Source organism: Enterobacter sp. WCHEn045836, assembly GCF_003965585.1.
Taxonomy (GTDB): Bacteria; Pseudomonadota; Gammaproteobacteria; order Enterobacterales; family Enterobacteriaceae; genus Enterobacter; species Enterobacter dissolvens.
Genome location: NZ_RXPT01000014.1, coordinates 13,375 through 36,779, shown reverse-complemented (window position 1 = coordinate 36,779; position 23,405 = coordinate 13,375). Strand labels below are relative to the sequence as shown.

22 protein-coding genes and 1 pseudogene are annotated in these 23,405 nt (G+C 55.5%); 18 read left to right on the top strand and 5 right to left on the bottom strand.

Features of this window, described 5'->3' with window-relative positions:
- Positions 1-12 precede the first annotated feature (12 nt).
- From EKN38_RS18335 to EKN38_RS18325, 3 genes are read right to left on the bottom strand one after another with little or no spacing between them, the layout of a single operon-like run.
- Positions 13-2,508 (bottom strand): fimbria/pilus outer membrane usher protein, encoded by a 2,496-nt coding sequence (locus tag EKN38_RS18335; protein ID WP_014830083.1) that lies wholly within the window; start codon positions 2,506-2,508, stop codon positions 13-15.
- A gap of 15 nt (positions 2,509-2,523) precedes the next feature.
- The gene (locus EKN38_RS18330; RefSeq protein WP_014830084.1) at positions 2,524-3,216 is read right to left on the bottom strand and encodes a molecular chaperone; all 693 of its coding nucleotides are present in this window, start codon (positions 3,214-3,216) and stop codon (positions 2,524-2,526) included.
- Between the two features lie 52 nt (positions 3,217-3,268).
- Entirely contained in the window at positions 3,269-3,853 is a 585-nt protein-coding gene (locus tag EKN38_RS18325) for a fimbrial protein (RefSeq protein ID WP_043951726.1), read from the bottom strand.
- Between the two features lie 374 nt (positions 3,854-4,227).
- Between EKN38_RS18325 and EKN38_RS18320 the strand changes: the two genes are divergently transcribed.
- From EKN38_RS18320 to EKN38_RS18235, 18 genes and pseudogenes are all read left to right on the top strand, one after another.
- A complete protein-coding gene (locus EKN38_RS18320) occupies positions 4,228-5,028 on the top strand; it encodes a transcriptional regulator (protein ID WP_014830086.1) in 801 nt (266 codons plus the stop codon).
- Between the two features lie 4 nt (positions 5,029-5,032).
- On the top strand, positions 5,033-5,518 hold the full coding sequence (locus tag EKN38_RS18315; RefSeq protein ID WP_014830087.1) for a hypothetical protein: 486 nt from the start codon (positions 5,033-5,035) through the stop codon (positions 5,516-5,518).
- Positions 5,519-5,747: 229 nt separating this feature from the next.
- On the top strand, positions 5,748-6,371 hold the full coding sequence (locus EKN38_RS18310; RefSeq protein ID WP_014830088.1) for a common pilus major fimbrillin subunit EcpA: 624 nt from the start codon (positions 5,748-5,750) through the stop codon (positions 6,369-6,371).
- Positions 6,372-6,416: 45 nt separating this feature from the next.
- Entirely contained in the window at positions 6,417-7,094 is a 678-nt protein-coding gene (locus EKN38_RS18305) for a fimbria/pilus periplasmic chaperone (protein WP_014830089.1), read from the top strand.
- Positions 7,095-7,100: 6 nt separating this feature from the next.
- Positions 7,101-9,695, top strand: a complete 2,595-nt coding sequence (locus EKN38_RS18300) for a CS1-pili formation C-terminal domain-containing protein (protein WP_014830090.1) — start codon at positions 7,101-7,103, stop codon at positions 9,693-9,695.
- The gene (locus tag EKN38_RS18295) at positions 9,673-11,271 is read left to right on the top strand and encodes a hypothetical protein (protein WP_014830091.1); all 1,599 of its coding nucleotides are present in this window, start codon (positions 9,673-9,675) and stop codon (positions 11,269-11,271) included. Before EKN38_RS18300 ends, EKN38_RS18295 begins: the two co-directional genes overlap by 23 nt.
- Before the next feature lie 6 nt (positions 11,272-11,277).
- Positions 11,278-11,931, top strand: a complete 654-nt coding sequence (locus EKN38_RS18290; protein WP_014830092.1) for a hypothetical protein — start codon at positions 11,278-11,280, stop codon at positions 11,929-11,931.
- 72 nt (positions 11,932-12,003) lie between these two features.
- The gene (locus EKN38_RS18285) at positions 12,004-12,198 is read left to right on the top strand and encodes a hypothetical protein (RefSeq protein ID WP_013094846.1); all 195 of its coding nucleotides are present in this window, start codon (positions 12,004-12,006) and stop codon (positions 12,196-12,198) included.
- Between the two features lie 23 nt (positions 12,199-12,221).
- The gene (locus EKN38_RS18280) at positions 12,222-12,407 is read left to right on the top strand and encodes a hypothetical protein (RefSeq protein WP_013094847.1); all 186 of its coding nucleotides are present in this window, start codon (positions 12,222-12,224) and stop codon (positions 12,405-12,407) included.
- Positions 12,408-12,471: 64 nt separating this feature from the next.
- Positions 12,472-14,568, top strand: coding sequence for a peptidase domain-containing ABC transporter (locus EKN38_RS18275; RefSeq protein WP_014830093.1), 2,097 nt, complete (start codon positions 12,472-12,474; stop codon positions 14,566-14,568).
- Positions 14,565-15,314, top strand: coding sequence for a hypothetical protein (locus EKN38_RS18270; RefSeq protein WP_014830094.1), 750 nt, complete (start codon positions 14,565-14,567; stop codon positions 15,312-15,314). Before EKN38_RS18275 ends, EKN38_RS18270 begins: the two co-directional genes overlap by 4 nt.
- A gap of 6 nt (positions 15,315-15,320) precedes the next feature.
- A complete protein-coding gene (locus tag EKN38_RS18265; RefSeq protein WP_014830095.1) occupies positions 15,321-16,571 on the top strand; it encodes an HlyD family secretion protein in 1,251 nt (416 codons plus the stop codon).
- Between the two features lie 89 nt (positions 16,572-16,660).
- Positions 16,661-17,440 carry an MBL fold metallo-hydrolase gene (locus EKN38_RS18260; protein ID WP_014830096.1) on the top strand — a complete coding sequence of 260 codons (780 nt, stop codon included), beginning with the start codon at positions 16,661-16,663 and terminating at the stop codon, positions 17,438-17,440.
- Between the two features lie 25 nt (positions 17,441-17,465).
- A pseudogene (locus EKN38_RS18255) lies at positions 17,466-18,452 on the top strand (GlxA family transcriptional regulator).
- A gap of 58 nt (positions 18,453-18,510) precedes the next feature.
- Complete coding sequence (locus EKN38_RS18250; RefSeq protein WP_014830098.1) at positions 18,511-19,029, top strand: sigma-70 family RNA polymerase sigma factor; 519 nt, start codon at positions 18,511-18,513, stop codon at positions 19,027-19,029.
- Positions 19,026-19,778 (top strand): anti-sigma factor family protein, encoded by a 753-nt coding sequence (locus EKN38_RS18245; RefSeq protein WP_014830099.1) that lies wholly within the window; start codon positions 19,026-19,028, stop codon positions 19,776-19,778. The genes EKN38_RS18250 and EKN38_RS18245 overlap by 4 nt, the downstream gene beginning before the upstream one ends.
- Before the next feature lie 116 nt (positions 19,779-19,894).
- Positions 19,895-20,908 (top strand): YncE family protein, encoded by a 1,014-nt coding sequence (locus EKN38_RS18240; protein ID WP_014830100.1) that lies wholly within the window; start codon positions 19,895-19,897, stop codon positions 20,906-20,908.
- 21 nt (positions 20,909-20,929) lie between these two features.
- The gene (locus EKN38_RS18235) at positions 20,930-21,352 is read left to right on the top strand and encodes a nuclear transport factor 2 family protein (RefSeq protein WP_014830101.1); all 423 of its coding nucleotides are present in this window, start codon (positions 20,930-20,932) and stop codon (positions 21,350-21,352) included.
- A 54-nt stretch (positions 21,353-21,406) separates the two neighbouring features.
- Here EKN38_RS18235 and EKN38_RS18230 read toward each other — a convergent pair whose 3' ends face one another.
- Both EKN38_RS18230 and EKN38_RS18225 read right to left on the bottom strand, forming a co-directional pair.
- Positions 21,407-22,138 carry a carbonic anhydrase gene (locus EKN38_RS18230; RefSeq protein WP_014830102.1) on the bottom strand — a complete coding sequence of 244 codons (732 nt, stop codon included), beginning with the start codon at positions 22,136-22,138 and terminating at the stop codon, positions 21,407-21,409.
- Positions 22,139-22,255: 117 nt separating this feature from the next.
- Complete coding sequence (locus EKN38_RS18225; RefSeq protein ID WP_014830103.1) at positions 22,256-23,344, bottom strand: AAA family ATPase; 1,089 nt, start codon at positions 23,342-23,344, stop codon at positions 22,256-22,258.
- Between the last annotated feature and the right edge of the window lie 61 nt (positions 23,345-23,405).

Genomic DNA, 23,405 nt, shown 5'->3' with positions numbered 1-23,405 from the left:
GTTGATGTTCCGTTAGTTATGGCAAACAGAGGACGGGCTTTCCAGTCCCCACGCCGGCGTGGCGATAGTGCAATTTCCGCCACGTAAATGAACGTTAAGCTCGCGTGGCGGGTGTTCCGCGCGGATGTAGAGCACGCTGGCCTGGCCAACATAACCCACCGACTCGCCGCGCTCGTTCAGCACGTCGGTACCAAACGGCAGTGGCGCCCCGTCGGGGCGGGTGGCCCGTAGCATCCAGGACTGGCGCGGGTCGGTTTCGAAGCGGATGTAATTCACCGCGCCATCGTAAGGGGCGACATTGGCGATGTTACCCAGCACTTCCGCCCCGCGGCTGTTCGCTGTTTCGGACAACGTGATGGCGTTTTTACGGTACGGCGTGGCATAAGGCACCAGCGCCACGCCATCACGGTTGGTCACGATACTTTCGTCGCCATTGACCATCAGCCCTTCCGCCTGCGGCGCATCGACAATGGTCATGGTGCTGCCGGTTTCGTTGGAGGCAAGCAGATGCCACGGCACGGCCACCAGGCTGCCACGCCCGTTCAGCCCTGTCTGGCGGTAGTCGGAGGATTCACTGTATGAGCCGCCCAGCGTGGCGAAGTTTGCACGGTATGCGGTGTTCACGCTGGCGGTGTTGTTTCCGCCCCGCGTGTTGCTGCCGGAGAGCGTATAGCTCAGGCGGTTCGACGCCAGCGCGTTGCCGCTCATGCTGATATTGCTCTGCTCATAATGCGAGTCGCTGGCCGTCAGGCTGGAGGTGATCCACGCGTTGTTATCAAACAGCGAGAACGGCAGGCTGAGGGAGAGGTAAAAACGCGTCTCTTCTTCACGCTCGCTGTTGCGTACCCGGCTGGCGGAGACGGTATAGCTGGCCCGGCCGATGGCGTTGGAGTAGCCGGCCTGATATTCGCGGGAGGTTTGGCTGGAATTCCAGTAGTCGCGTTGTGTACCAGAGATAAACACCGTGCCCCAGTTATTGAGCAGACGCTGGTTCAGGTTAAGGGTGAAGGTATTTTTAGGTTGCGCGGCGCGCAGGGCATCCCAGGTGCTCATCGTCATCTCCGGGGCGACCCCGAAGCGATCCTCATACTCGTCATACTGCGCTTTCAGGCGCTGATACCCTTCCCGGGAGTAGAGCGCATCGCTAAAGCTGTAATAGCCCTTAGTGGAATAACGGTAGGCCGCCAGCGTGAAGTTGGTGGCCGTGGTATCGATAAATTTACTGTACGACACGCGAAAGCTTTGGCCGCTGTCGGTTCTGTCCTGCAGGGTAGTTTTCGCGTGGGTAACATCCACAGATACTGCGCCGAACGGCAAATTCCAGCCGGTGCCGATAAGCCCCGCCTGATAATTATCGCTCACGATCGTGCCGGTATAACCGGTTATCAGGTTATTGAAGCCATAGCGCAGCGTGGCCTGCAGGAACGCCGGATCCGCCTCAAGGGTGTTTTGATGGACTTTCCCCGCCACCACGCTGTACTCGCTTACGCCCTCTTTAAGCATGCCCGGTACGGCAGAGAAGGGCACCGTGAACGATTGCTGTGAACCGTCGGCTTCACGCACCACCACCAGCAGATCGCCGGCCGACCCGGTTGGCTGAATGCTGTCGAGGGTGAACTGGCCCGGCGGAACGTTCTCCTGATAGATGACGTTACCGTTCTGAATCACCTTCACCAGGGCGTTAGTGCGCGCCACGCCGTGTACCACCGGCGAAAAGCCTTGCTGTGAGTTGGGGCGCATTTTCATATCGGACGCCAGCGACACGCCGCGCACGCGAAGGGAATCAAACAGATCGCCCGGAATATAAAAGTCGCCCAGCGTCAGGTTGGATTTCAGCGCCGCCAGCGGGCGGCGCAGGTAGCGGGTGTTATTCTGCCAGCTGCTGTCACCACTGGCGGATTTGCGCCAGGTGCTGCTGTCGCGAAACTGCCAGCCCAGCAGGTTGGCGCCGGAATCGAGTCCGGCATAAAAATCGTCGTTGGTCTCTTTGGCTGAGCCTTTTGTCCGCGTGTTGTACCAGGTGGTGTTCCAGGAGAGCATCAGCGCCGGGATCCCTTCGTCCCAGAACTGAGGGGCAACATACCCCTCTTCGGTCCGTAAGACGGCGGCCTGCGGCACGGTGAGTGCCAGACTCAGCGTACTGGTGTCCGTTTTCACTTCGCCACCCTGAACCAGATCGTGCAGTTGCACCTGACCATCAGCAATGGCGGGCGCCGGGATCGCTTTGGTATTGATCCCCAGCATCATGGCATCTTTCCACGCCAGGCGAGCGTCATCGCGTTGCTCGCCATACGTCACCGTATAGCGTCCTTTCCAGTCCCCGTTGACGTAAATATCCATCTCCTGCGGGCCGGCTGGCATGGCGTTATTTTCGTAAAAGCGTGACAGATCGGACTCACCGGATGCGCCAGCAAGCAGGGAGGTATCAAACGATACCGCACCCGATTTATGCGAAAGCAGAAGCGAGCAGACAGCCAGCATACAGAGCCTGTTTTGTTTCAATTTCATGGTGAGTCTTTCCGGTCACTGGCTGGTGAGCGTGCGGGTTTTGTACGCACCCAAATCATCCACATACATCAGCTGGTAGGTTTGGCCGCGTTTCACCGCGTTTTTGGTTGCGACGGTGAGTTGACCAAAGGGCGATACCATCGGTGATTCCTGCAGCAATTTGGTTTTGCCCTGGGAAATATTGGCGACCGTAATATGGAAAGGGCTGTCATTAACAATGCGGAACGCGTTACCGCTGGCAATCAGGGTCAGTTTTTCCGTCGCGTTATCCAGCGTGCCGGTTAACGAGGCCGGGCGATAAAACATTTTGATGCGCGATTTAATCGCCAGCTGAACGGTATTCTGGTTTTGTATATTTTCCGGCTTCGGGGGAATATCGAGCACGTTCAGGAAAAAGACCGATTCACGATCGCCCGGCAAATTCGCAGGCAGCTTTTTTATCCGCAGTTGCTGACCATTATGTTCGCTGACCTTCACCACCGGTGGCGATAACAGAAAAGGAACGTTTGCCGTTTCCGGTGTGGAATTAATATCGCCGTCATCAATCCAGGATTGCACCAGTGCAGGAGCATCACCCGTATTGATTAACTGAACAATCACCTCTTTGTTATTCTCAGGATAAAGAACACGCGTGCCATTAATCACAATATTGGCCCATGCGTTGCCCGCGCTGAGCAGCAGAGATGCCAGCATAATAATCTTACGCATAATGGTAACCTTAAAAACAGGCTTCGCAGGAACGAAGCCTGATTAACAGAAATTACAGGTAGGAGATGGTGTACGTCACGTTTGAGCTCAACGCACCGACTGTTGCGGCAGCGGCGTTGGTTTTATAGTAATAAACGTCCAGCGTCAGCGTTTCAGAATCTGGCGCCGTTGCGGTACCCATAATGCTGGTGGTGTAAGCCTGGTTCAGCGTAACCGGCGTTGATTTACCTGGCTCAACTAAGGCGAAACCAACATTACGCGCCACGCTGGCATCGTTTTCATTGACGCTGTTATTCAGCAAGTATTTACCGTCGGTAGAAATATTATCAGCGCTGGAGAAATACACTTTCAGCGGCGTACCGGTCGTGCCTGCTGCTGGCGTACAACCTGAGAAGGTTAACGAAATGGATTTTTTATTTTTCGTAATCAGGCCAACCGTGGTCCCGGCATCCTTAACCGAAATGGGGGAAAGCGCGACGGTCATATCGGCACTTTTTCCACCATTAATGGTACAGGTGGTATCGGTAATAGCACCGGTAAAGTTAATGACGCCACCCGCTGAGTTATCTGCAGCAATAGCCTGAGCAGAAGCAATGGCTGCGCCAAGCACAGATACGGTCATGATCGTTTTGAACATGATAAACTCCATAATATTTTGTTTTATATAAAAAAGAATGTTTCCCGGCTGCGCAACACACTGTGACTGGCTAACGCGCATAGCGACCTGAGTACGAGCCTTGACGATATTATGTTGCATCAAAAAGATACATAACAAAACATTATTCCGATTAATCAATAATAATGAGATTATAATCTTGCTATAATGTTTTTTTAAGGATCATAACCCAAACACCTTCATTCGAAGGTCTTAATTAATGAATTAATAATTGTAAATTTATGAAGTTTTCTATACGCCGTGCTCAAATAATATTTGATGACTTGACCACACCCTCTTTAGACATATTATTGCGAGGGAAATACAGTCGTTTATAACAGTGGTGTAATAATCATATGAAGTATCTTATTGATCTCGCAATGCTTTACGAAGTGGACTCTGGTGTGATCATGATAAATGGAGAAGAGGAATCTTCCATTAAGTTATCAAATCAGGCGGCACGTTTGTTATATGAACTCATCATTAATAATGGTAAAACCCTCGACAGGGACGACCTGATTAAGAAAGTCTGGGAAGACCGCGGTTTTTCCGGCTCCTCGGTCAGTCTTAATGTTGCCATAAGTGAAATCAGAAAAGCTTTTCGTAGTTTAGGACGCGACCCGCTGCTGATTAAGACCATTCGCGGTAAAGGTTTTAGTCTGGCTGCGCATATTGAACATCACACCGTCAGGCCGCCCGTTTCTGCCCCGGAAAAAATGGTGGCGGAAGTCGCGGATATTGTAACGCAGCAGCGAGACCCGCCAGAACGCCTGCGTCGTCGGGACAGCGGCTTTACCACGCTGTGTGTCATGGCGCTGGTGGCGATAATGGGCATCGCTGCGCTGCTGTTCTATCAAAATATGCGCATGACCGAACGCGCGAAAGAGTCCGATATTCATCTGCTGGGCAAAATTGATCGCTGTACGGTTTATCTTATCGACAAGAACATGTATCAGCCGCAACAGACCTGGTTTAGCCGGGCCAAACAGGCTATCGCTCGTCAACAAATAGACTGCGAGCATCAGGCCGCGGATATGTATTATTCAAAATTCAAAAAGTCACAGCTGGAAAATGATTTCCTGGCTGTCTGTTATCTGCAGGATAGTGGCGATAGCTATAAAAATTGCATCTCTTACAGAAGCCTGACAGGGAGTTAAGATCATGTCGAAGAGAAACCTGAGCCTATTTTTGGGCGTGGTACTGCTGATTTCTGTTATCGCCATTGTCCTGTTTTATCCGCAAAGAACCCAGGAAGAGGGATTTGGTTGTCAGTCTGACACGGTTTCCAGGAAAACCTATTCAACGGGTGAGTCGACAGGTCTGTCGTTAACGACGCTGTTTCTGTTTAACAGTAGCGACATTGTCACCGTGATCCATAAAGGTGTATTTATTCGCGGAGACAAACGTTATTTGATTGACCGCAACTATGTCCTGAATGTAGAGAAAGTTGCTGGCAGTGATATTTACTATATTAAAGGAAAAAAAGTGCACAAATCTGATGATGATGTTGCACCGGATGGCGTAGTTAATGAGCTGCTGCTGGACAGTATCGACTTCTTTTATGTCACCCGGCTCAAAAGTCATGCATGGCTAATTAAAGGGCTGGTTTTGCCAATAATGATGTGCGTAGCTGTGCCGACATCCTGATATTCTGCAGAACATCAAGAATAGATGTTTGTCTATTAGTCTAAAAATCTCAATTTTATTCATTATGTAACAACAAGATGCAAAAGCATTCTGTTATTTTTCATCCTTTCCTGTGAAGGGGATGAAATTTTCTGTATTGCCTCGTTATTTTTGGGGTGACTATACTTCGCCCCGAAAAAGGGGCTTCCCTTTTTTAAACATCTGGATTCTTTTTTGAAGGACTAAATAAATGAATAAACTGAACGCTATCGTTCTGGGCTCACTGCTGTCTCTTTCTGCCCTGAGCGCTGTTAATGCAGCGGAAACTACCGCTTCTGCAACCTGGCAGGCTTCTGCAACGAAAGACAGCGATTCCGATCTGGTTGTCACGCCAACGCGTGCACTGAACTTCGTTTATAGCGCAAGCACCAAAGCGTTTAACACCGACACCGGTCTGTTTGATGTGGCTATTCGTGGTGACCACGCTTCTGCTACCAACTTCAAACTGGAAGCAATCGTTGATGACTCTGACAACACCCTGTTCAGCGTTGGCGGCGAAGCAACCAAACTGAAAGTAGGCGCGCGTTTTGGCGGGACCGATCTGGGCTCCATCGGTGGCACAGTGGGTGCGAAATCAACGGCATGGACTACCCTGGTTGACTCTTCAAACAACACTGGCGTCTCTTCTGGCCTGTGGAACCTGACCACCAGCGCAGGCGCGACGGCGAATACTGAAGTGACCGGCCAGGACAAATTTGTGTTCTACGTCGATTCTGCACAGGACAGCACCGGTGCAGCGAAAGAGTTCAAAGACCTGACCAACAGCCTGTGGGAAGGTACTGTGTCCGTTGCGTTCCGCGCAACCTGGAGCTAAGAGCTGACAGTTACAGGGGCGTAAGCCCCTGTTTAGGGAAATATCATGTTTAGCCTTAAACCCATCTTCTTCTCTTTATTATTTATCTCCTCCTCCGCGCTGGCGATTAATGTTGGCAAAGTCACCACCATTATTCCTGCCAATGCGGATTCCATCGCCAAGGAATTAAAAAACGAAGCGGATAGCGTGCGCATTATTTCCATCAGCGCCCAGCGTATCAGCAGCCCGATGGATGAAGGCGTGGTGATTAATCCGGAGAAAATCGACGAGCTGCTGCTGACACCTACGCGCATGGTCATGCCCGCCGGGACCAGCAATATCGTCAAATTTTACTATCACGGTAAGGCCGACGACCGGGAGCGCTACTACCGCATTACCTTCATTGATGAAGGGGTCAGCGAAGATCTTGATAACGGCTCGCAAAAGAATGGCAAAGGGATGACCCGCGCGGTGGTGAGCACCATTCTGGTGGTACAGCCCCGGAAGAAGAATGTCGATTTTGTCTACGTGGCCGGAAAGATCACCAATAAGGGCAATACCGCGTTTCGCGTTAACGCGAGCGGGACATGCCTGAAGCCCAACCCGGAATCGCCGACTACACCGTGCGTCAAAAACTTTTACCTGATGCCGGGGACCTCCCGCGCGATCGACGACATCAACGTTACGGACAACCATTTTCATCTCGGAATTTGGGACCTGAAACAGTTCATTCCTGTTAAGTAAGGATGCATGGTGAAAAATAAATTAGTGTTGCCGGTGATGATGGCGTGCACATCCGGCCTTTTGCCCGCGTATGCGCATGCTGCCTCCAGCTCCGTGGTTATCGCTAATTACCGTTTTCCCGACTCACTCTATGCCCTGCTGGAGCAGGGGATCAAAATCCCCGTTTATTTGGTCAATACCCGCCCGAATGCAACGCAAAAGGGCGGCAGCGCAAGTGATGTGAGCGAATATGTCCGTATTGGCGACGTGACGATCTACGCAGAAGACCGACAGCTCGGGCTGCGCGATGTCCAGGTCCAGGAGTCAGACAACGGTATCCGTCTGTCGAAAGAGATGCGGACGTTACTGCAAAGCATTAATGGCAAGCAGTTTGACGACCACATGCGTATTCCGGTGAGCGCCGGGTCGGCGTTCGAGCTGGATCAGAAAAAGATGCGTCTGTTGCTGAACCTCTCTCAGCGCGATTACGGGGTGAATATTCGTCCGCGTGAGGTGGATATCGACGCCCCTGAATCGGACGACCTGAGCGGCACGCTCTCCTATAACCTCGGTGCGTATCACACCGAGAGCGGCTACGGCGATAGCTGGTCCTCCGGCTATCTCAACGCCAAAAGCTGGATCTCGATGGGGGTCGATCACCTGCTGGTCGATGGCTCGGGCTACGTCAACGAAAACAGCAGCGACACCCAGATGAACGCGGTGATGTGGGAACGTGACTATCAGGGCATGCGCTACGCCGCCGGGATGTTGAACGGCTGGGCGATGCAGTCTCTGGCCAGCGTCAGCGGTATCTCCGGCGGGGAAGTGTACGGCGTCTCCGTGGGGAACCAGGCCAACTCGCGTAAGCGGGACAATACCCTCTCCCTGACGCCGATCGTGGTCTATTTCCCGACCGCCGGGGAAGCCCGCATTCGTCGTGACGGCCAGCTTGTTGGCATTCAGCGCTTTGACGTGGGTAACCACGAAATCGACACCAGCGCGCTGCCCTACGGGATCTACAGCGTGGAAGTCGAGGTGGTCAGCGGCAGCCGCACCGTGTCGCGCAGTATGTACACGGTGAACAAACCTTTCACCAACAACGTGTCGGAATCGCTGCGCTGGCAGACGTGGGGCGGGATTTATAGCCGCGACAAATCCGTCGTCAACTATAAGAAGTACGCCAAACGGAAAAACGAGCAGGACAACAGCTACTACTACGATTACGACACCAAACATAAAGACACCATGTCGCTGGTCGGGGCCTCCTTCAGCAAGCGCAGCGGGATGGTCGACTGGAACGCGTCCGGCTATATGATGCGCGAACACGTGGTCAGCGAACTGTGGGCCTCCCTGAACCTGACCGGCTATTTCTCGGTGAATACCCAGACGATGGCCGCCTCCGACGGAACGTACCGCGCCAACTACGGGGCCAACGTCAGCCTGCCGTGGAATATCGGTTCGGTCTGGTACTCCCACGAGCAGCTCTCCAGCGGTAAGTTCCTCGATATCTATGAAAACAAAGGTAATACGTGGGGGGCGTCGTTCAGTCTGCCGTCGTTTGGCCTGCCGTCTGCCGGGAACCTGAGCCTGATGCGGCAGACAGATGACGTATACCGCTACAAACGCTACCAGATTGACTACTCCCAGGGGCTGTACGCCGGTCGTTACGGTACGGCGCGCCTGCGGGTGGGGATGTCGCGCAATAAATACGAAGGCTACTACGAAGAGAAAGACCGCTACGTGATGCTCGATTTCTCCATCCCGCTGGGCAACACCGTCTCCGTGGGCGTTTCTCATAACCGCGATACCGGCACGGCGCTTAACGTCAGCGCCAGCCGCCAGTTCGAAGGGGATTACCTGAAGTCGGTTACCGCCAACGTTTCACGTGCCTTCAGCAGCAACCAGGATCGCACCGTGAGCGGCGGGGGCAGCGTGAGCTTCGACACGCCGTGGAACAGCAACATTCTGAGCGTGCAGAGCGGCACCAGCAAAGGCTGGAACTCCACGCTGACCAGCGACGGCAGCGTGGGCTGGTCGAAGGAGGCGGTTGCGGCGGGTAAAGGCACCCATAGCGCAGGGGTGATCGTCAGTACCGGGCTTAAATCCGACGAGTCGCTCACGCTGAAGCTCAACGGTCGCACGGAGCGCATCAAGGGCGATAAAACCTGGCTGTCGTTGCCGGCCTATCAGGCCTATGACCTGGAAGTGATGAACAGTGAAACCGGCACCGAAAGCTATGACATTGGCGCAAATGCCCGTCGTCATATCACGGTTTACCCGGGGAACACGGTGGTGATGAAGCCGCAGGTGAAAAAAATCGTCACCCTGTTTGGCCGCCTTGTGGATGCCAACGGTAATCCGGTGAGCGCCACGCAAATCAAAAACCACGTCGGGCTGACCCGCACCGAAAACGACGGTCGCTTCGTGATTGACGTGGACAAGAACAATCCGGTGCTCAGCATTGCCACACCGGACGACAGCGTCTGTGAGGTGCGTCTGGATATTGCGTCCAACCGCGGCGCGCTGTGGCTTGGGGACATCTCCTGCGATAAGGGCGATTTCGTCTGGCAGGAAGCAAAAGGAACACGGGGACGTGACGATGAAAAAGATATTCGCTCTTAATCTGCTGCTGCTAAGCGCGGCGGCGCAGGCGCAGCAGATGCCCTATTTTGCCATCAACAACCCGGACAACAACGGGACGGGCAACACGGCGGCGCTGTTCAGTCTGAACAGCACCTCGACCGCGTTTTTACACGGCTCGCGGGAGTGGCCCACCCTGAGTGCCAAAACCAACAACGGGATTGCCACCTACATACCGGACAACAGCTTTAACGGCCCGGCGGGCAGCGCGCTGACCATCAACTTCAGCGTCACCGGCTCCAGCGCCTCGCCGTTCTTTAAGGGGACCGCGTGCTCGTCAACCTGCGGCACCACGGGCTATACCGCGACGACCAGCTATTCCGACACCTCGATGGTGGTGAAACCGCCGGTCATTGAGCCGGGTACCTCCTATGGCCGCTGGGTTCTGGGGGATCCGTTCTTTAACTATCTGCTCAATGCCGCTCCCGGCAACGAGGTGACGATCACCTCCACGCCGCAGATCTCCTCTATCAGCAAGGTGACCACCACCAACACGCTGCATAAGGTCGGCACGTTGACCATGACCAATTCGCGGGCGCTGGATCTGGGCATTGACCCGATCAGCGGCGAGGTGACCATTGTGGATGGTTCAACCGGGGCGACGTGTACCAAGTACACCCGCAATACGGTGTCGGGCGTACTCTGTGAACTGCTGGAATATACCTTTGTCGGGGAAGATATCACCGGCTACAACCCGGGGCTGGCGCTGACCTCCTCCCGTGTGAACGGCGTACTGCAGTCGCACATGAACGGGGGAACGGGTCTGGCGGCGGAAATTACCTTCGATGAGAGCAACTGGTACAGCATCTCCGGGGGTATTTTGAGTGATACCCGCGTGCTGGCGAATACCTTCCTCGCCGCGCCGCAAAAAAATGGCGGCAAGGCGTACCTCAAAATTTTTCTCCCGAAGGCGCTGATTTTGAGCGTGGCGCAGGCCGGGGATGGCAGCAATATCGGCAATATCGTCAGCCTGTGCCTGACACCGGGCAACAGCTCGCTGGCGGCGGATTTCTGCTTCCAGCCGGGGGGCGGGCTGGTGATTAACCCTATCCAGCCAGGGCTTGCTATCGTCCCGGATAACCCGGATTACACGCTCGATCCTAACGGCCTGGGCGGTTCCGGGAAAGGAACAATTGGCGAGGGGCCGATAGAGATCCCCTACACCATTACCTACAGCGGCGCGCAAAAAGATGCCGCGATTGCGGTCACGGTGAAGGTCACCGGGCCGACGCAGAGCCTGAACGGCGTGGACTACTGCGCCTTTAGCGGCAACGGCTTCACGGTGCCGATCCCCGGCAATGTGCTGCTGGGCAAAAGCTACACGCTGAAGGCGCATAACTGCAAAGGTGAAGTGCTGCCCATTCCTGCCCCCGCCACCCATGCTGAAGAGTGGGACAAGATAAGCTCAGGCGTGACGGACATGTGGCTGTGGAAAACCCCGCTGGTATTGCAGTTTGTGATGAATAATCCGGTGTCGAAAACCACCTATGACGGTAATAACTGGTTTGGTGAAGTGACGGCTCAGGGTCGAATTGATGTCAGCGCTTCCTGGAATTAAACGTGTATGACTGGAAAATTCCTGGCTATTTTCGCAATAAATTGCTTCATTTCCGCAAGCGCAAATGCTTTAATTATTGAAAGTCTAAATATTGATTTTCTACCTGAAAAAGAAGTTGTTTTTCAGCCAATAAAAAACGATACCAGCGTTCGACAGAATTATACTGTTTCGCTTATTCAGGTTGACGTCCCTAAAGAACACGGGAAAGAGACTGAAATAAAAGATGGCGAGGTGATGTTCTCGCCGAAACAGTTAACTCTGGAGAGTGGCGAGCAGGCCGGTTTTAAGTTTTATTATACCGGCCCGCACGACAGTAAAGAGCGCTATTATCGCGTTAAATTCACCGAGACGCCGCTCCAGGCGCAGGTTGTGATGAGCAAAGGCCAACGCATTCAGTCGGATGTGGTGGTTTCGCTTGAGGCTATTTTAATTGTCCGGCCATGGACAAGACATTTTGATTATACGTTTAGTAACGGGGTGGTGAGTAATACCGGGAATACCTGGTTTAAATATGTTTCCTCTCAGGGATGTAGCTCACAATATAATGATTCAAAATATCTTCCACCGGGTCAACGGCTGGAAATAGATAATTACGCGCAGCCCGCAAAGCGGATGATTATTTACGGAAATAAAATCATCCCGCTTACACGCTGCCCGTAACAACCGCTTTCCTTCATAAAAGGAAATTATCCTTTGGCGCAAGCTGAAGATTTACAACTACAGGAGAATAAAATGAAAGCGATTTCATTCGTAGAAGCGAAAGACATTATCGGTGGTGCATTAAACCCATTCGCTGGCCTCGTTAAAGGCGCACAGCTGGGTTATGACACCGGTGCAAGCATCATGGGCATGGTAGGTGGCGTGGTTGGCGGAATTCTGGGTGGCGCAATGGGCTTCCTGGGTGCGCTGGTTGGCAGCTACAACTAATTCAGATTAACAGGAAGACAAACATGCAAGTTATCGATTTCAAAAAAGCACAGGCCATCATCGGTGGTTGGGATCCGTTTGCTGCTGCCCTTCAGGGTGCGAGCGCAGGCTATAACGCAGGCAGCCAGATGTTAGGCGCGCTGGGCGGCACCATCGGTGGTGTATTTGGCCTGGTGGGCGGCTTCATCGGCGGCTTCTTCAGCGCATAAGTTATCGACCTATGCTTATGGCCCGCTTTGCCGGGCCATTTTTTTATTTCAGCCACGGATAATTATGTTTTCGCTTTTTCAGTATAAAAAAAAGGGTAAGACACCCGTTATTCGCCAGCATGAATTTACCGAATGCGGGCTGGCCTGCCTGGCGATGGTGCTGGGGCACTATGAACACCATGTCTCCGTCAGCCAGCTGCGCAGGGAGCTTACCGTCTCTGCCGACGCGGGCACCTCGATGGCGGAACTCATGACCCTCGCCAGCGATAAAAATATGACGGGCCGGGTGCTCAAGGGCGAAATCACTGAAATTGAAAGTGCCGAACTGCCGCTCATCGCCTTCTGGCGCGGCAATCACTTCGTGGTGATCGTGAAGGTTGACGGGCGCAGCGTAACGGTCCACGACCCGGCCAGCGGCGTGCGACGCTACAGCCTCAAAGAGGCGCAAAAACTCTTTTCCGGCTACGTGCTGGAGCTGAAGCCGACGCCGCGCTTCGACAAAAAATCCCCTGACGAGACGCTCACGCTGGGGCGGCTGGCCAATAAATCCCCGAGCTTATTTCAGCGGCAGGTGCTGCTGTTTGTGCTCTCGATTTTTACCCTCATTACCATGCTGGCCAGCCCCACTTACGTGCAGCTGATCATGGATGAGGCCATCTCGCGCAACGACAACGATCTGGTGATCTTACTTACCGCCATTTTCGCTATCGTCTTTATTTTTGAAGTCATTGGTAAGTTCCTCAAGCAGCTGCTTGAGATCCTGATGCGTAATATTGCCTATGACGACCTCAGCCAGTCGGTTCGTCGCTATATGCTGCGCACCCAGACCAGCTGGTTCCGCAGCCGTCCGCCGGGTATTGTGCTGGCGATAGAGAAATCGCTCCATGCCTGCGCGGAGTTCATCAGCAATGGCTATGTGCAGATCCTCTTTTCCAGCCTGATCGCCTTCACCAGCCTGCTGTTTATGCTGCTGTATAACGTGAAAATCGCCGTGCTGACGATGCTGCTGATGGGGGTGTTCTTCCTGATCCGCTTTTCGCTGATCGGGCCTTACCAGCGCGCGGTGGACGACTCCATCGAGCGCACCGCAAAGTATGAGTCGCTGCTGGTGGAGACGCAGAAGGGGATCATCACCCTGAAGGCCAACAACATGGAGCAGGCCCGGGACGCGGTGATGGACAAATCCCAGCGCGAACACATCGCCGGGCTGATGCGCAAAGAGCGCCTGCTGGCCCGCTTTGATGTTGCCTCGCTGCTGGTGATCAACGCCGAGCAGCTGCTGGTGGTCTGCTTTGGCGCGTGGCTGATCCTGGAAGGGCAGATGAGTATCGGGATGCTCTACGCCTACATCAGCTACAAACGTTACTTCTCCGACGCGATGGTGCAGGTGGCGCAAAAGCTGCTGGACAAAAATGCGCTCAAAGGGCCGCTGGATCGCGTGGGCGACCTGCTGTTTGCCCCCTCTGAAGCCAGCCAGTTTGGCCGGAAGATTGTGACTTCACCCGTCAGTCTGGCCTTTGAGGATGTCTCTTTTGCTTATCCGGGACGCGAGGCGACCCTGCAGCACATCAACATGACGCTGAAGCAGGGCGAAGAGGCGGTGATTGTCGGCCAGAGCGGCTCCGGGAAAACCACGCTGCTGCGTCTGATCTCCGGGATGTTGCTCTCCACATCGGGCAGTTTGCGGATCAATGCGATCCCGATCACCGAGTGCGATCTCTCCTCTCTGCGCCAGCATATCCGCATCGTGCATGCGGACGATATTCTCTTTACCGGCTCCATTCTGGATAACCTCTCCTGCTTTGATAGCGCGCCGGACAAGGAGCGGGTGATTGCTGCCTGCCGGCTGGCGGAGATTGACCACGTGGTTGCGCGCCTGCCGCACGGATACGAAACGGAGTTGTTGCCGGGAAACACCTTTTTCTCCGCCGGTGAGATGCAGCGTCTGGTGCTGGCGCGCGCCCTGTACAGCCAGCCGAAGCTGCTGCTGTGCGATGAAGTGACGGCAAACCTCGATAAAACCACGGCGCAGAAGGTGCTGGCGAACCTGCGTGGTCTGGGGATTGGTCTGGTGTTTGTCACCCACTCGCCGGAGGTGGTGGGCTGTCACGGACGGCTCTACACCATGGAAAACGGCACGCTGCGGGAGAGTGAGCAATGATGTTTCTGCCCCGTCTCTACGCCCGACTTTGCGCCCGGCAGGCTGGACGCACGCTGCTCGCAAGCCGGATCACGCAAAACTACAGCCAGTTTATGCGCTGCCCGGAGGCTGACGTCCCGCCCGATTTTCTGCGCCAGAACGCCCTGGAGATGAGCGGCTTTCATTTTGTCGAGCAGATCTTCCCGCCCGCGCTGTGGCGGCGCAACGTGCGTTTCGATCTCCACGCCCGGGTGGCGGCATTTACCCGCGAGCAGGATTTCTATTCTCAGCCCCGCACCCTGTTGCTGGGCATGCGCTGGGCCGGGTTTGGCCTGATCGCGGATGCGCTGCTCGCCACCGCGCCAGACGACGTGCGCTTTCAGTTTGTTACCCGCCTTCCCGCGCTGCACAAGCTGATGGCGGCACACGAGGAGCGGCGGGCAGGGGCGTTTTTCGCCCCGCACCGGCTGGTGACCGTGCTGCTGGTGGATGAGCGTCTCCCGGATGCGCCGCTGTTCATGACCCAGGCTGGCGACCAGAAAGCGTGGTTAACGGACGTGTCGACGCGCTTTTTAACGCGCTACGGATACGTGATCCGTACGCTGCTGCCCGGCTGTTCGCTGCACTCGGCGGAATTTGCGCTGGAGAGCCAGACCTATGCCCCTGCGGAGTACCGTCAGGCCGCCACCGCCACGCTGAACGCGTTGCGTAAAACCCCCACGCTCTGGAGTGCATGGGACGATCTTTCAGTGATTTATCATGGATGACATGTCGTGAAATTAAGAAACCGAAACCGACAACGTCGGGCGCTGATCCCGCACCATTTTTCAAAGAGCTACGAGATCAACGCCCCGCGGCTGAAAGGCGTGTTAACGCTGTTTATCGCCTTTTTTCTCTGTCTGCTGGTCTTTTCGATCGTCTTTAACTTTTCGGAAACCACGCTGGCGCGTGGCGTGCTGATCCCGGCTCAGGGCGATGTGGAAGTGCGTGCCCGAGAGTCGGGTACCATCGTTGATTTTGCCGTACGTCCAGGCCAGTACGTGAAAGAGAACGACCCGCTTTTTACCGTGTCGCAGGACTACGGCGGCAAGCAGGGCTCGGTGGTGCAGTTCGATCGCCAGCAGATGGAGGCGGAGAAAAAGCGCAGCGAGCAGCGCGTGCAGACCATTGAAGATTCTATTGCCACCTACCGGAAAAACCTGGCGCAGCAGTTGGATATTGCCGACCGGCAGATTGTGGTGTCCCGCGACAAAGTGAAAAAGCTGCGTGCGTTGCTCAAAAACAGCACCGATACCTATGAGGCGTGGAAAGCGATATCCGGGAAAGGGTATGTGTCGAAGGTCGATCTGGATAAAAGCCACAACGACGTGCTCAACGCGCAGCTCAACCTGACGCTGGAGGAGAGCAGTATCCTCGATCTGGAGGCGCGCAAAACCAGCCTGACCGACAGCACCCAGTCGCAAATCGACTCCCTGAGCCAGGAGCTGTTGTACGTGAAAAACCGGATCAGCGAAATTGACCGCAACCTCTCCAGCCGGGGCAGCTCTACGATGGCCATGCTGGCGCCTGCCGATGGCTACGTGGTGGCGATCAACTTCCCGCCGGGTCGGGCCATTACGCAAAACAGCGAGGTGGTGGTGGTGATCCGTAAAAACACCGCCGCGTCGATGGAAGGGTACCTCTATGTGCCAGCCACGGGCGTGGGCCGGGTGGCGAAAGGGGATAAGGTGAAGCTGCGCTTTGACTCCTGGCCAGTGGATAAGTATGGCTCGGTGGAGGCCACCCTGTCTGATTTCTACGAGGTGAATATTGATGCCCATTCGGCACTTATCCCGCTGCAGGAGGGGCAGAACTACTATCTTGCCAAGGTACGGGTGCCTTCCTGGTTTACCGATCCGGACAACAAAAAGCGTCTGCTGATGGGTGGGATGACGGTGAACGCCGATATCGTTATCGATCGTAAGCCGCTCATCAACCTGCTGATTGCGCCGCTGGAGCGGGTGCGTAAACGGTTTATCGATTGACCCGATTTCATCGTTCATTGCCCGTTAGCCCACAGGATAAAACAGGGTAGCGGGCTATTCTCCTTATCACACGCACAGGAGAATAGCCCATGAACATCACCCATATTCGCAATGCCACCCAGTTGATCACGTATGCCGGTAAACGCTTTTTGATCGACCCGATGCTGGCCGCAAAAGACGCTTACCCCGGTTTCCCCGGTACGGCCCGGGCCCACATCCGTAACCCGATGGTCGAGCTGCCCGTTGACGTCAGCACGCTGCTGGACGCCGATGCGGTGATCGTCACCCATACCCATGACGATCACTGGGATCGCGCGGCAGTGGAACTGATCGCCAAAGACAAACCGATCTATGTGCAAAACGATCGTGATGCCGCGCTGCTGCGAAGCCAGGGTTTTCACAACCTGACAGTCATGACCGACGAGACCACCTTCGGTGATATCCGCATCGAGAAAACCCACGGCGGCCAGCACGGTACCGATCGTGCGTACGCGGTGCCGGAGCTGGCAGAGCGTCTGGGCGAAGCCTGCGGTGTAGTTCTGCGCCACCCCGACGAGAAAACGCTCTACATCGCGGGCGATACCGTCTGGCGTGATGCGGTGGCGGCCGATCTGCAAAAACACCAGCCGGATGTGGTGGTGCTTAATGCCGGATACGCGCATGTGATCGGTTTCGGGCCCATCATTATGGGGGAAGAGGATCTGCTCAACGTTCACTTCCTGCTGCCGCAGGCAAAAATTGTGGCGGTCCACATGGAAGCCATTAACCACTGCCTGCTGAGCCGCCGCGCGCTGCGGGAATACGTGGAAGCGAACCAGATCGGTGATGCGGTGAGCATTCCCCAGGACGGCGAAACCGTTATATTCTGAGCACCAAAAAGGGAAGGAGAGACAGATGCCACTTATCAACGTCGCGATTGTCGCGGTAGACGGGTTTAGCCCGTTCCACTACTCCGTTCCCTGCATTCTGTTTGGCGACGCGGTCTCCGGCGAAAAGCGCTTTAACGTGACGATCTGCGCCGAAAAACCCGGCGTTCTCACCTCTAAAGAGGGCTTTGCCCTCAACGCGACGCAGGATTTTTCAGCCATTACGCAGGCGGATATTGTGGTGGTGCCTTACTGGCAGCACGTGCTGGAACGCCCGCCTCAGGTGCTGCTCGACAGCCTGGTGCAGGCAAGAGACAACGGCGCGGAAATCGTCGGGCTATGTCTGGGGTCGTTTGTGCTGGCGTAAGCGGGCATTCTCGACGGCAAGCGCGCGGCCACCCACTGGGAGTTTGAACATCACTTCCAGTCGCTTTTTCCGCGCGTCCAGCTTGATATCAACGCCCTCTACGTGGATGACGACAATATCATCACCTCCGCCGGGACCGCCGCCGCGCTGGACTGCTGTCTGTACATCATCCGCCAGCGCTTTGGCAGCGTGGTCGCCAACCAGATCGCCCGCCGGATGATTGTGCCGCCGCACCGCGAAGGCGGACAGGCGCAGTTTATTGCCCAGCCGGTGCCGAAGGACACCCGCGACGCGCGGATTAACGGCCTGATCGACTATCTTCAGCAGCACATTACCAAACCGCACAGCCTGGACTCGCTGGCGGCGGTGGTTTCCATGAGTCGCCGCACGCTGACCCGTCATTTTGTCAACGCCACCGGCATGACCGTGGCCGACTGGCTCACCGCCGAGCGCCTGCGGCGCAGCCAGATCTTGCTTGAAGCCGGCAACATGCCGGTTGAACGCGTGGCCGAACTGGTGGGGTTTAACTCTGCGGTGACCTGGCGCCAGCAGTTTAAGGCGCGCTTTGGGGTGAGTCCGGCGGAGTGGCGCAGGACGTTTCGCATTCAGCCCTCTTCAGGGAAAAATAATGCTGTCACGATGGAATAAAATGGCGTGGTCGGCATCTTAGGGCTCACGATAACGAATGACCTGACGAGTGTGCCTTATGCCACCTGATGACGCTGAAAGTACACAGTTGCGAGAGCTGATCCCCGGCCTGCGCCGTTTCGCTCTCTGGCTGACCCGGGATGTCCATGAAGCCGACGATCTGGTGCAGACGACGCTTGAGCGTGCGCTGGATAAATGGACAACACGACGACCTGATGCCTCGTTAAAAAGCTGGTTATTCACCATTCTCTATCGCGAGTTCCTGATAGAGAAACGCCGCACAAAGCGCTACTGGGGATTGCTCAGCAGAATGAAAAGCGATGACAATCCTGCCTGGCCGTCAGCGGAGCAGGAGATTGCGACGCAAAGTATGCTGGAGGCCTTTGGACGTTTGACGCCAGAGCAACGCAGCCTGCTGATCCTCATAACCATTGAAGGTCTGAGCTATCAGGAGGTTGCCCATGTGATGGATATTCCCATCGGCACCGTGATGTCCCGACTTTCCCGGGCTCGCCAGGCGCTGCACCGCCTGGGCGAGGGTGAAACCCCACAGCCGATACTGAGACTGATGAAATGAAAATACCGCCTGACGAACACGATTTGCATGCTTATGTAGACGATCAACTGGATGAGCATGAGCGGGTCATTATGGAACGCTACCTGGCACAGCATCCGCACATTGCCCGGCAGGTGCAGGGCTGGCGGGAGGATGCACAGCGTCTGCGCGCCACGCTGGGGGGGCTGCCGTTGCCTGACGTGACCACGTCGCTGGATCCTGCGACGATACGCGCCCGACAGGTACGCCGAACCCACAGCCGTATGCGGCTGGCTGCCTCTTTTGTACTGTGCATCGCGCTTGGCTCACTGGGTGGCTGGCAGGCGCGTGGCTGGCAGAGTGCCGCCAGTGCGCCAATGGGCGATGCGCTCAGCGCCTATAAGCTGATGGTGGTTGAGAAAAGTATGGCAGCCGATTTTACCCCGGACGGACCCACAGCCCTGACCGCGTGGCTGACGCAACACGTCGGAGCGGGGGCGCAGATGCCCGATCTGCGCCAGGCTGGGTTCACGCCGGTGAGCGGTCGCCTGTTTGCTACAGAACAGGGGGCCGCTGCGATGGTGCTTTACCGGGACAGCACCGGCCATACCCTCAGCTTCTATATTCGCCCGCCGGATCCTCGCCAGCCGCTGCTCTCAACCGGCCAGCGCACCGCGGGCGGGCTGGTGGCCCTTTATGGCTCCTCGCAGGGACTGAACTATGCCGTCGTCGGCCCGGCGGGTATGGTCAACAATCCCGCCATTTCCCGCGAACTCGGTAAACGCACCTGACGACCCCGCCGCCCGTTGCGTAAAACTTTTTTGCAACGGGCGGGAATAAACCGCGCGCTCAAACATCTCTTACACAAGCCTGCATGATGCCGGCCTTGATGAATAAGGATTGAGAGATGAGAAAAGCAACGTTAGCGACTCACGGTTTTTTCATGGCGTCTTTACTGTTCGCGGGCGCCGTTTTCCCGGTTACCGCCAGCACGACGCCGTTAACGGATGCGGTCAAACAGAACTTCGATGGCGAAATCCAGAACAACACGCTGGCGATTAGCCCGGATGAAAAACTGGCTGTGGTGGCCCGCAGCGGAAAGCCGGAAGTCATCGTTTACGATTTGACGACCGGGAAAGTCAGCGCCGTGCTGAAGCACTACAACACCCCACGAAATATCGTTTTTGCTCCGGACGGCAAGAGCTTCTATGTGTCGGACAGCAGCCTGGGCCTTATTGAGCGCGTGGATGCCACGACCTTCAAAACAGCTGAGCAGTATGCCGCAGGGCCTGGCGCGTTTGGCACGGTACTGAGCAAAGACGGCAGGACGCTGTACATCAATAACCAGGCCAGCAATGCGGTCATCAGCATGAACACGGAGACGAAAATCGCTAACGCGGTGATTACCGGCTTTTCGCAACCCCGTCAGGGTGTGCGGCTCAGCCCGGATGGCCGGGTGCTGTATGTGACCAACTTCGTCAGCGACAAAATCACCCTTGTTGATACCGCCACCCACAAAATCACCGGCGAAATCGGCGGGTTTAACAAGATCCGCGCCATCTCTGTAACGGCAGACGGCAAAACGCTGTTTGCCGCCAATAGCGGAAATAACACCCTCTCGGTCGTCGACACCACCACACAAAAGGTGACGAGCACCATTCCTGTCGGCAAGCAACCGTATGGCGCCGCGCTGTCACCGGACGGCAAATTCGTCTACAGCGGCAACCTGGGTGATAACAGCGTCTCCGTTATCGACGTGCCGACACGCAAAGTCATCGCTACCGTAACGGGCTTTAACGAGCCGCGACAGGCCATCGTTTTCACCGCCGACAACCGCTACGCCTGGGTACTGAACAAGGATTTGAGCCTCTCCCGAATTGATCGTGAAACACAACGCATTGTGTCCACCGTCAAATCCTGAAAATAACGCAAGGACAATGTCATGAAAAAAACAACACACAACATCTTACTCGCAGCTGTGCTGGCCCTGACTTCTGGTCAGAGTTTTGCGGCGGTGAAGGATGACGCGCTGGCACATTTTAAAGCGATTGCCGACGGGAAAACCGACACGCTTAAGCAGCAGTATGCACAAAATGCGCGTCTGGAGTGGGTGGGCGGGCCGCTGGACGGTACCTATACTACCACCGACGCGATTGACGGGGTATGGCGCAAATTTACCACGGCCCAGGGCACGCTGAACCATAACGTTGAAGACCTGAAGGAGGCGACAAACCCGAAAGGCAGCACCGTCACCGCACGCGTGCAGTTTGCCGGTAAGGCGACGCTCAACGTCCTGTATGTTCTGACCTACCGCGAGGGCAAAATCGTCAACGAAACGTGGCAGATTGATCCCGCGAAGCGCTAACGCGCTGCTATACCCTCATTAATCCCGCCAGTACGGCGGGATTTTTTATGGGCATTACTGAACAATCACGCGGCCGTTCAGCGGCTGAAGCGGACGGTTATTGCTGTGCTCAAGCGCTTGCTTAAACATCTCCAGCTGCTTTTCTGACAAGGTCACGGTGTTTTTCATCACCAGCCAGCGCAGCCCTTCGGTGCACGGTGGGGTGGTCAGCGAGCCGCTGAAGCGATAGTAGTGCAGGTCAGCCGGGAACAGCGGACGAAGATCGAGGCGTTTATCAATTGCCACTTCGTGGTCCTTTTCCTTCGGAAGGTGTGCCAGCAGTGGCGTCAACGCGCTGTTCTCCGGGCCCACCTCAAACATCACGGCGAGCACTGCGATATCACCCTCTTTGCTGGCATGAACAAAGTGCGCTTCCAGCGGGAAGGATTTACCGTTGATCCGGTTTTCGCTCGGGGTGTGGAAATGGTACTGGCGCAGAGTAAAGATCTGATCGTCCAGACGGAATTCATCTTCGTCGCTGGCGGTCACCTGAAGGGTATGGCCGTTGTTCACCAGCTTTTCGGCGGCGGTATGGAAATTCAGCTCCAGCGGCGGCAGCGTGGCATCAAAGGCGTTACGGATATCGATGGGCGACTGGAATTTCCCGGTCTTGCAGGTGGCAAACTCGTTGCTCAGCTCTCCCCAGTTTTCAGGACCGGCCTTGCCTTCGTATGTCCAGTGCGGGGTTGTTCCTGCAAAAACAGAGGCGGACAGGGCGAACAGGGATGCGGTCAGAATGCTTTTCATGATGGGTCTCCAGGAATAATAAATGCGCGTTAAAATATTGATGGCATTGTACTCTTTCCTATAAGACCCGTCCCGAAGTGTGGTTATTTACGTTAAGAGAGCGGAGAGGATAACAACCTACCCCAGCTTCTCCATCCTGGTCTCCCCCTCCACCATCGACAGCTGATACAGCGAAAACGAACGGTGCTTCTCAATCAAATTCGCCAGCTCCGGCGAGTGGCTGGTGAGCCAGATCTGCGAGTAGCGGCTGGCCTCGGCGATTAAGCTCGCCAGCGCAGGCAGCATCTGCGGATGCAGGCTGTTTTCCGGTTCGTTGAGGGCGATAAACGCCGGTGGACGGGGGCTTAACAGCGCCACCGCCAGGCACAGGAAGCGCAGCGTACCGTCAGAGAACTCTGCGGGCTCCAGCGGTCTGCTCAGCCCTTCACGCTGCATCATCATGCGGAACCGTCCGCCGGTGTTGTCGCTGTAAAACACGCAGCCGGGGAAGGCCTGGCCGAGAATGCGCATCAGCAGCAGTTCATCGCCAATCTCCACAATGGTCTGAAACGCCGCCGCGAGGTTGGCACCGTCGCTCGCCAGCACCGGAGAGCGGAAACCCACCTGTGGGGCACGCATCATGGAGCCGCTTGCTACGGAAAACTCGTGATAAAAGCGCCAGTTACGCAGGGACTCGCGCATTTGCGACACTTCCGGGTAAAGGTGCGGTTCGCCGAGCTGGCCGAACACCGATTCATTCTCGTAGAGCGTGCCGCTGTGGGTCACTTTCTCGTGATGGACGTTATTCAGGAAAACCGCCTGGTTTCTGCGCTTCATCAACTGTGCCGACGGGCGGCGGTGCTGGCCGCTCAGCCAGATGGACTCTTCCTTGATCACCGGATCGAGCTGAAATTGCGAGGGATAGGGCAGCTTCTCAACAAACCCTACCTGCAGCTCGTATTCGTAGGTTTCGGTTTCTACCGCCAGGTTCATCCGTCGCAGCTGGTCGCTGCGGGTTTTACCCGCCCAGAACACTTTCAAAATCCCGCCTTCATTCGCCAGAGCCTGAGAGAACTGCCCCTGCGCGGCGCTGTGCATCAGGTGGATTGCCTTGTAAATATTTGATTTTCCGGTGCCATTCGGGCCGAAGACAATGTTGAGCTGTTCCAGCTCCAGCGACATATCGCGAATTGAGCGGTAGTTTTGAATGTGCAGGGTGGTAATCACAGGCAGATCCTTTTTTGCGTTATAACCTGTATATACTTACAGTCTTTCAGGTGAAATGCAA

Bases quoted from the DNA above. Each gene is read 5' to 3' on its own strand.
- EKN38_RS18335 (WP_014830083.1), bottom strand. From the start codon at position 2,508: ATGAAATTGAAACAAAACAGGCTCTGTATGCTGGCTGTCTGCTCGCTT.
- EKN38_RS18330 (WP_014830084.1), bottom strand. From the start codon at position 3,216: ATGCGTAAGATTATTATGCTGGCATCTCTGCTGCTCAGCGCGGGCAAC.
- EKN38_RS18325 (WP_043951726.1), bottom strand. From the start codon at position 3,853: ATGTTCAAAACGATCATGACCGTATCTGTGCTTGGCGCAGCCATTGCT.
- EKN38_RS18320 (WP_014830086.1), top strand. From the start codon at position 4,228: ATGAAGTATCTTATTGATCTCGCAATGCTTTACGAAGTGGACTCTGGT.
- EKN38_RS18315 (WP_014830087.1), top strand. From the start codon at position 5,033: ATGTCGAAGAGAAACCTGAGCCTATTTTTGGGCGTGGTACTGCTGATT.
- EKN38_RS18310 (WP_014830088.1), top strand. From the start codon at position 5,748: ATGAATAAACTGAACGCTATCGTTCTGGGCTCACTGCTGTCTCTTTCT.
- EKN38_RS18305 (WP_014830089.1), top strand. From the start codon at position 6,417: ATGTTTAGCCTTAAACCCATCTTCTTCTCTTTATTATTTATCTCCTCC.
- EKN38_RS18300 (WP_014830090.1), top strand. From the start codon at position 7,101: ATGGTGAAAAATAAATTAGTGTTGCCGGTGATGATGGCGTGCACATCC.
- EKN38_RS18295 (WP_014830091.1), top strand. From the start codon at position 9,673: ATGAAAAAGATATTCGCTCTTAATCTGCTGCTGCTAAGCGCGGCGGCG.
- EKN38_RS18290 (WP_014830092.1), top strand. From the start codon at position 11,278: ATGACTGGAAAATTCCTGGCTATTTTCGCAATAAATTGCTTCATTTCC.
- EKN38_RS18285 (WP_013094846.1), top strand. From the start codon at position 12,004: ATGAAAGCGATTTCATTCGTAGAAGCGAAAGACATTATCGGTGGTGCA.
- EKN38_RS18280 (WP_013094847.1), top strand. From the start codon at position 12,222: ATGCAAGTTATCGATTTCAAAAAAGCACAGGCCATCATCGGTGGTTGG.
- EKN38_RS18275 (WP_014830093.1), top strand. From the start codon at position 12,472: ATGTTTTCGCTTTTTCAGTATAAAAAAAAGGGTAAGACACCCGTTATT.
- EKN38_RS18270 (WP_014830094.1), top strand. From the start codon at position 14,565: ATGATGTTTCTGCCCCGTCTCTACGCCCGACTTTGCGCCCGGCAGGCT.
- EKN38_RS18260 (WP_014830096.1), top strand. From the start codon at position 16,661: ATGAACATCACCCATATTCGCAATGCCACCCAGTTGATCACGTATGCC.
- EKN38_RS18250 (WP_014830098.1), top strand. From the start codon at position 18,511: ATGCCACCTGATGACGCTGAAAGTACACAGTTGCGAGAGCTGATCCCC.
- EKN38_RS18245 (WP_014830099.1), top strand. From the start codon at position 19,026: ATGAAAATACCGCCTGACGAACACGATTTGCATGCTTATGTAGACGAT.
- EKN38_RS18240 (WP_014830100.1), top strand. From the start codon at position 19,895: ATGAGAAAAGCAACGTTAGCGACTCACGGTTTTTTCATGGCGTCTTTA.
- EKN38_RS18235 (WP_014830101.1), top strand. From the start codon at position 20,930: ATGAAAAAAACAACACACAACATCTTACTCGCAGCTGTGCTGGCCCTG.
- EKN38_RS18230 (WP_014830102.1), bottom strand. From the start codon at position 22,138: ATGAAAAGCATTCTGACCGCATCCCTGTTCGCCCTGTCCGCCTCTGTT.